The sequence below is a fragment of the Nocardia sp. NPDC004722 genome (assembly GCF_053601505.1).
Genome location: NZ_JBSGBY010000436.1, coordinates 1 through 7,241, shown reverse-complemented (window position 1 = coordinate 7,241; position 7,241 = coordinate 1). Strand labels below are relative to the sequence as shown.

7 protein-coding genes are annotated in these 7,241 nt (G+C 67.3%); 3 read left to right on the top strand and 4 right to left on the bottom strand.

The window, feature by feature from the left end; genetic code table 11:
- On the top strand, positions 1–1,551 hold a 1,551-nt coding region (pruA, locus tag ACWELQ_RS32380; RefSeq protein WP_452400834.1), incomplete at its 5' end, for an L-glutamate gamma-semialdehyde dehydrogenase.
- A complete protein-coding gene (locus ACWELQ_RS32375; RefSeq protein ID WP_452400833.1) occupies positions 1,551–2,510 on the top strand; it encodes a proline dehydrogenase family protein in 960 nt (319 codons plus the stop codon). The genes pruA and ACWELQ_RS32375, both read left to right, overlap by 1 nt.
- A 30-nt stretch (positions 2,511–2,540) precedes the next feature.
- Here the strand turns inward: ACWELQ_RS32375 and hsaA are convergent, their stop codons facing one another.
- Positions 2,541–3,731, bottom strand: a complete 1,191-nt coding sequence (hsaA, locus tag ACWELQ_RS32370) for a 3-hydroxy-9,10-secoandrosta-1,3,5(10)-triene-9,17-dione monooxygenase oxygenase subunit (RefSeq protein WP_452400835.1) — start codon at positions 3,729–3,731, stop codon at positions 2,541–2,543.
- A 297-nt stretch (positions 3,732–4,028) separates the two neighbouring features.
- Here hsaA and ACWELQ_RS32365 point away from each other — a divergent pair, with 297 nt between their 5' ends.
- On the top strand, positions 4,029–5,456 hold the full coding sequence (locus ACWELQ_RS32365; protein ID WP_452400832.1) for an amino acid permease: 1,428 nt from the start codon (positions 4,029–4,031) through the stop codon (positions 5,454–5,456).
- A gap of 51 nt (positions 5,457–5,507) precedes the next feature.
- On the opposite strand, the gene ACWELQ_RS32360 is transcribed toward ACWELQ_RS32365, so the two are convergent.
- The 3 genes from ACWELQ_RS32360 to ACWELQ_RS32350 all read right to left on the bottom strand — a co-directional run.
- Positions 5,508–5,978, bottom strand: coding sequence for a hypothetical protein (locus tag ACWELQ_RS32360; RefSeq protein WP_452400831.1), 471 nt, complete (start codon positions 5,976–5,978; stop codon positions 5,508–5,510).
- Between the two features lie 155 nt (positions 5,979–6,133).
- Complete coding sequence (locus tag ACWELQ_RS32355) at positions 6,134–6,796, bottom strand: HAD-IA family hydrolase (protein ID WP_452400830.1); 663 nt, start codon at positions 6,794–6,796, stop codon at positions 6,134–6,136.
- An 81-nt stretch (positions 6,797–6,877) separates the two neighbouring features.
- A partial coding sequence (locus ACWELQ_RS32350) for an EamA family transporter (protein WP_452400829.1) occupies positions 6,878–7,241 on the bottom strand: 364 nt, incomplete at its 5' end.

The window sequence follows — 7,241 nt, the reverse complement described above, 5'->3', positions numbered from 1 at the left end:
GGCACCGCGATCGAGATTCCGCATGTGATCGCGGGCAAGGAGCGGCGCAGCGCGGGGGCGACGGTCGATGTGGTGCAGCCGCATCGGCATTCGGCGGTGTTGGGGACGATCACGGTGGCCGAGGCGCAGGATACCGCCGAGGCGATCGAGGCGGCCGTCGCGGCGGCTCCGGCCTGGCGGGCGTTGTCGTTCGACGAGCGCGCGGCGGTGTTCCTGCGCGCGGCGGATCTGCTGTCGGGTCCTTGGCGGGAGACGGTGGCGGCCGCGACCATGCTGGGGCAGTCGAAGAGCGCCTATCAGGCCGAGATCGACGCACCGTGTGAGCTGGTGGATTTCTGGCGGTTCAATGTGCATTTCGCGCGGGGCATTCTGGCGGAACAGCCGATTTCGGTGCCGGGCGTGTGGAATCGCGTGGAGTACCGGCCGCTGGAAGGGTTCGTGTACGCGATCACGCCGTTCAATTTCACCGCGATCGCGGGCAATCTGCCGACCGCGCCCGCACTCATGGGCAATACGGTGGTGTGGAAACCGTCTCCCACGCAAGCGTTTTCGGCGTACTGGACGATGCGACTGCTGGAGGCGGCGGGCCTGCCGCCCGGCGTGATCAATCTGGTGCACGGGCACGGGCCGGAGGTCTCGGCGGTCGCCCTGGCCGATCGGCGGCTGGCGGGTATCCACTTCACCGGGTCGACGGGGACGTTCCAGCATCTGTGGCGGTCGGTGGCGGAGAATATCGCCGGGTACGACACCTATCCGCGGCTGGTCGGGGAGACCGGTGGCAAGGATTTCGTGGTCGCGCACAGCTCGGCGGATCCGAAGGTGTTGAGTACGGCGCTGATTCGCGGGGCGTTCGATTATCAGGGCCAGAAGTGTTCGGCGGCGTCGCGGGCGTTCATCCCGAAGTCGGTGTGGTCGAGGATGTCGGGTGATTTCCTCACAGCGGTATCGGAACTGACCTACGGGGATGTCACCGATTTCACCAACTACGGTGGCGCGCTGATCGATCGGCGCGCCTTCGACCGTAATGTGGCGGCGCTGGAACGGGCCAAGGCGACACCGAGCCTGACCGTGCTCACCGGTGGCCGTGCCGACGACAGCGTGGGCTGGTTCGTGGAACCGACCGTGCTGCTGGGTGAGGATCCCGCCGACGAGGCGTTCCGCACCGAGTATTTCGGGCCGATTCTGGCGGTGCACGTCTACGACGACGCGACCCCGGACGGCTTCGAGAACGTGCTGGGCCTGGTCGATCGCGGCTCGCCCTACAGCCTCACCGGTGCGGTGATCGCGCAGGACCGGGCCGCCGTCGCCACCGCGACCGAGCGACTCCGGTTCGCGGCGGGCAACTTCTACATCAATGACAAGCCCACCGGTGCGGTGGTCGGGCAGCAGCCCTTCGGCGGTGCGCGCGCCTCGGGCACCAATGACAAGGCCGGCTCCGCGCAGAATCTGCTGCGCTGGGCCTCGACCCGGACGATCAAGGAGACCTTCGTGCCGCCGACCGAGCATCGGTATCCGCATCAGGAGGTCGCGACGGAAGTGGGGGAGCGCTGATGTTCACCACCGTGCTGCGGCCCGCGCTGCTGGCGGCCTCCCGGTCACCGCGGGTGGAACGCTCCGTCACCTCGATGGCGACGACCCGGAAGATGGTGCGGCGCTTCGTCGCCGGAGAAACCGAGACGCAGGCGGCCACGGTCACCGCCGACCTGCTGGATTCGGGCCGGTACGCGAGCATCGACTATCTGGGCGAGGACACCACCGATATCGAGCGGGCGCAGGCGACCGTCTCGCACTACCTGACGCTGCTGGGGATCTTGGAGGAGTTGCCGGGGTCCACAGGAACGGTTCGGCCGCTGGAGGTTTCGCTCAAGCTCTCGGCGCTGGGCCAGTCGCTGCCCCGCGACGGGCACGCCATCGCGCTCGAGCACGCCCACAAGATCTGCACCGCCGCCGCGGCCGCGGGCGTGTGGGTCACGGTGGACGCCGAGGACCACACCACCACCGATTCCACGCTGGGTGTCGTGCGTGCGCTGCGGGAGGATTTCCCGTGGGTGGGGACCGTGTTGCAGGCGTATCTGATGCGCACCGAGGGCGACTGCCGGGACATGTCGGGTCCGGGATCGCGAATCCGCCTGTGCAAGGGCGCGTATCGGGAGCCAGCCGAGGTGGCGTATCAGGATCGGGACGCGGTCGACGCGTCGTATCTGCGCTGCCTCGACATCCTGATGGGCGGGCTGGGCTATCCGATGATCGCCACCCATGACCCGGTCATGTTGGAGGCGGCGGCCGGGTATCTGCGTTCCGGCCGCCGTGGCGTCGACGGGTTCGAATTCCAGATGCTCTACGGCATCCGCGACGACGAACAGCGGCGGATCGTCGGCACCGGCGCGCATCTGCGCATCTATGTGCCCTACGGCGATCAGTGGTACGGCTACTTCATGCGCCGCCTGGCCGAGCGCCCGGCCAACCTCGCGTTCTTCCTGCGATCGTTCGGTCCGGGCGCGCGGCGTTGATGTGCTTGTGTCACACCGTGATCCGGGGCATCACACCATGATCAGCAGCGGGTCGAGGCCGAACTTGTACTTGCCGTACATGTCGTAGACCTTCTCGGCCTCATTGGTGGCCTGCACGCGGGCCGCGCGCGCGTCCCGGAACAGCCGCTGCAGCGGCGTGCCCTTGGCCAGGGCCGCCGCACCGGCGGATTCCATGAACACGTCGATGGCGGCGACACAGCGCTGGGTGGCGCGCACCTGGTCGCGGCGGGCATCCAGGCGGGTGTCGATGCTGGGTTCGCCGCCGGCGAGGATGGTTTCGTACTCCTCGACGATGTGGCCGGACAGCTGCCGCCACGAGGCGTCGATATCACTGGTCACGCGGCCGACGCGCTCGGTGACGTAGGGGTCGTTCTTGGCCTGCTCGCCCGCGAAGGCGACCCGCCAGCGATCGCGCTGGTAGTCGACGTAGATGTCGCGGGCGCCCTCGGCCATGCCCAGCACCGGGGTGGAGATGCCCGTCGGCATGATGGTGCCCCACGGCATGCGGTAGACGGGCTCGGTGTTGACCTGGATGCCGGGCATCGAGCCGTCGTTCATGGCCTGGAAGCTCAGGAATCGGTGTTCGGGGACGAAGACGTCGTGCACCATCAGCGTATTGGAGCCGGTGCCCGCCAAACCGAAGGTGTCCCACACGTTGTCGATGGTGAAGTCCGACTTGGGGATCAGGAAGCTACCGAACAGCGGCAGGCCGTCGATCATGATGGGCGCGCCGTCGGCGAGCACCGGGCCGCCGACCAGCGCCCAATCGGCGTGGTCGCAGCCCGAGGAGTAGCGCCACGCGCCGCTTAGCCGGAAGCCGCCCTCGACCTTGATGCCCGCGCCCATGGGGGCGTAGGAGGAGCACACCAGGGCGTCGCGGTTGTCGCCCCAAACCTCCTGCTGCGCTTGCTGATCGAACAGCGCGATGTGCCAGGGGTGGATGCCGAGCACACTCGAGACCCAACCCGTGGAGCCGCACGCGCGCGACAGACGGCGGATGGCGTCGTAGACGATCACCGGCTCCGCGGCGTAACCGCCCCACTGCGTGGGCTGCGTCAGCTTGAAGAAACCGGTCGCACGCAGGTCGGCGATGGTCTCGTCGGGGATGCGGCGCAGGTCCTCGGTCTGCTGCGCGCGCTCGCGCAGCAGGGGAAGCAGTTTCTCGATTCGGTCGAGCACCTCGTGCTCGTACACGCCCAGGGTCACGTGGACTGAACCCCCACCTTGATCATTCGAATGGAACACGTTTCGGTTTCGAAGGTTAGAGCACAGGTGCGGGCTCCGCCCGCCGAAACCGCGCCGCCCCAAGCTGTTCCGCGCGACAGGCCCGCGACAGGCCGAACGAGGGTGCTTTGGCCGGTCGGACAACGATTCTGAACTTTATTTAACCAATCGCCCGATCACAGCCGCATGCGTGGTCCGATTAGCTGATCTAGCTCGAGTGTGACCTGCGTTACTCGCATCGGCGCGGGACGCAGCGGAACGAAAGGATCCCGCATGTCCATTGCGGAACTGCGCGGCCAGATCTTGCGTCGCAAACCGATCACCGACGTCGAGGACGACACGCCCGCCGACGAGCGGCTGTCCAAACACCTCGGCCTGTGGCAGCTGACGGCCATCGGGGTGGGCGGCATCATCGGCGCGGGCATCTTCGCGCTGGCGGGGTCGGTGGCCAACAAGACCACGGGGCCTTCGGTCCTCATCTCGTTCCTGATCGCCGGTGTGGCCAGCGCGTGCGCGGCCCTGTGCTACGCGGAATTCGCGGGCATGGTGCCCAAGGCGGGATCGGCCTACACCTACGGGTACGTGTCGCTCGGTGAACTGGCCGGATGGTTCATCGGGTGGGATCTGCTGCTCGAGTACGTGGCCGTGGCGGCGGTGGTCGCCATCGGGGTGTCGGGGTACTTCAACTTCCTGCTGGATCAAATCGGAATCACGTTGCCGCACTGGATGCTCGGGGCGGCGGGGACCGGTGACGGGCACAAGGTCGACGTGTTCGCGATTCTGTTCTGCCTGGGCAGCGCGTGGGTGCTGTCGCGGGGCATCAAGAGCGTGGGGCGGTTCGAGACGGTCGCGGTGGGGATCAAGGTGGCGATCGTGCTGCTGATCATCGTGCTCGGGGTGTTCAAGATCAATACCGCGAACTATCACCCCTACTTCCCGTACGGGACTGGGGCGGTATGGACGGGTGCGGCGACAGTGTTCTTCGCGGTGTTCGGCTATGACGCCATGAGTACCGCGGCCGAGGAGTCGACCGAGGCGAAAAAGCATCTGCCCAAGGCGATCATCTACTCCCTCGCCATCGCGATGGTGCTCTACGTGCTGGCGTGTCTGGTGCTGACCGGCATGCAGAAGTACACCGACATCAGCCCGACCAGTGGCTTCTCCACCGCGTTCAAATCCGCGGGCATGGGCAGCGTCGCCAACATCATCGCCATCGGCGCGATCGTCGGCATCATCACCGTGGTGCTCACCTTCATGCTGGGCGTGACCCGCGTCTGGTTCGCCATGAGCCGCGACGGCCTGCTGCCCGCCTGGTTCGCCAAGACCCACCCGGTCCGCAAGGTGCCCACCCGCGTGACCTGGATCGTCGGCATCGGCTCGGCCATCCTGGCCGGACTGCTGAAGATCAACGTCGTCGCGGAACTGACCAATATCGGCATCCTGATGGCGTTCATCGTCGTCAGCGTCTCGGTGATCGTGCTGCGCTACACCCGCCCCGACGAGCCCCGCGAATTCCGGCTGCCCCTGATGCCGGTCGTCCCGGTCGTGGGCATCGGCTTCTCCATCTACCTGATCTGGTCGCTGCCCTGGGAAACCTGGGTCCGCTTCGCCGCCTGGCTGGTCATCGGCCTGGTCATCTACTTCGGCTACTCCCGCTTCCACTCCCGCCTGGCCCGCCCGGTCGGAGCCGAGAACGGCTGAGCCGCACAGACTCCGGGCGGCGCACCGACGCCAGCGCCGCCCGGAGACCACTCAATATTCGCGTTGCTTGCCCAGCAGCAGGATGATTGTCAGCAGCGGGAAGGCCATGAGCGGCGCGCTGAAAGCCACGCTCGGCGGGGCCGTGTAGTAGAACTCGTCGATCGGGATCGCCGCGAGCGTCACCGCGACAGCCTGCCCCGCCAACACCACGGCCGACGTGCCGATCAGCAGGTAGCGGCCGTAAAGCAGTCGGCAGCAAAGCATCACGCTCCCCGCCGCCAGCCCGACGCAGACGAGCCCGAAGCACACTGCCGCAATCTGGAGCACCTCGGTCGCCGACCAGCCGAGATAGGGCATTCCGTCGAACTTGGGCTCGCCCGCGGTGAACAAATCCAGCAACGACTCCAGACCCCAGACGATCGCCCCGGCACTCGCCAGCACGATCGCGAGACCCCGTCGCCACTCCCGCGTCGCCCGCCACACCCCGCGCGCTTCCCGCGACCGCAGTTCGTTATCGATCATCATTCCTCCCCGACAGGCCGTCCGCCGCCGCACCGGCTCCGACGCTAACGCCTAGTTGAGGAGGAATTGTGTTGCCGAGTGGCACATTCTGGAGGGATTCGCCCGGCTTGTCGATCCTTGTGTGCCACTCGGCATTTGGCGGGTGAGGTCGGGGCTCAGGGAAGGACGGCGATGGTGATGAGGCCGTCGGGGGTGGACTGGATTCGGATTTGGGTCAGGTCGCGGACGTGGGCGGTGGGGGTGAAGGCGAGTGCGCGGGGGCCTACGCCGATGACTCGCATGCCTGCGGATTTGGCTGCCTGGATACCGGCTTCGGAGTCTTCGAAGACGACGCACTCGTCGGGGGAGAGGCCGAGTTCGGCTGCGCCCTTGAGGAATCCCTCGGGGTGGGGCTTGCTCACGGTGACCGATTCGGCGGTGATGCGGATCGGGGGGAGGGGCAGACCGGCTGCGCCCATGCGCTTTTCGGTGAGGGGGATGTTGGCGGAGGTCACCAGGGCGTGCGGGAGGTCGGCGACGGCGGCCATGAATTCGGGGGCGCCGGGGACCGGGATGATGCCGTCGACGATGCCGGTCTCCTGCTCCAGCATGCGGGCGTTGTCGGCGTGGTTGAGTTCGGCCGGGCGGTCGGGCAGCAACGCGGCCATCGTGGCCCAGCCCTGGCGACCGTGGGCGACGGCCAGCACCTCGGCGATCGGCAGCCCGTGTTCCTCCGCCCAGCCGCGCCACAGAAACTCCACCACGGCTTCGGAATTCACCAGGGTGCTGTCCATATCGAGCAGAAGTCCACGAGCCTCGAGCGTAGCGTCAGCCGTCATAGACTGGTTATAACCAGAATCGGCGACTGACGCAACGATGCCGATCACGCCGACCGCTACGCCGCGGCAACCCCGTTCGAGCTAGCGGGCGAGAGCCGCGAGGGCTGCGGCGAGGATGGCCAGGCCCGCCCAGGACAGGGCGGGCAGGCGTTCACCCAGGACGGTGATGCCGAGGAGGGCGGCTACGGCGGGCTCGGCGAGGGTGAGGGTGGTGGCGGTGGTGAGGGTGGTGTGGCGGAGGCCGTAGCCGAAGAGGCGGTAGGCCAGGAAGGTAGTGAACAGGGCCAGGTGCAGGGCGACGACCGCACCCCGCGAGGTCAAGATCCAGGTCGGGCCCGAGAGGAGGACTACGGGCAGGACCAGGAGTGCCGCGAGACCGAACATGGTGCCCATCACGGTGTTCGAAGCGTGGCCGCGGGCGATGAGGGTGCTGCCGATCAACGAG

What these genes read in the sequence shown, in the direction of transcription:
- ACWELQ_RS32355 (WP_452400830.1), bottom strand. Translation starts at nt 6,796, where the DNA reads ATGACGGCTGACGCTACGCTCGAGGCTCGTGGACTTCTGCTCGATATG.
- ACWELQ_RS32360 (WP_452400831.1), bottom strand. Translation starts at nt 5,978, where the DNA reads ATGATCGATAACGAACTGCGGTCGCGGGAAGCGCGCGGGGTGTGGCGG.
- ACWELQ_RS32365 (WP_452400832.1), top strand. Translation starts at nt 4,029, where the DNA reads ATGTCCATTGCGGAACTGCGCGGCCAGATCTTGCGTCGCAAACCGATC.
- ACWELQ_RS32375 (WP_452400833.1), top strand. Translation starts at nt 1,551, where the DNA reads ATGTTCACCACCGTGCTGCGGCCCGCGCTGCTGGCGGCCTCCCGGTCA.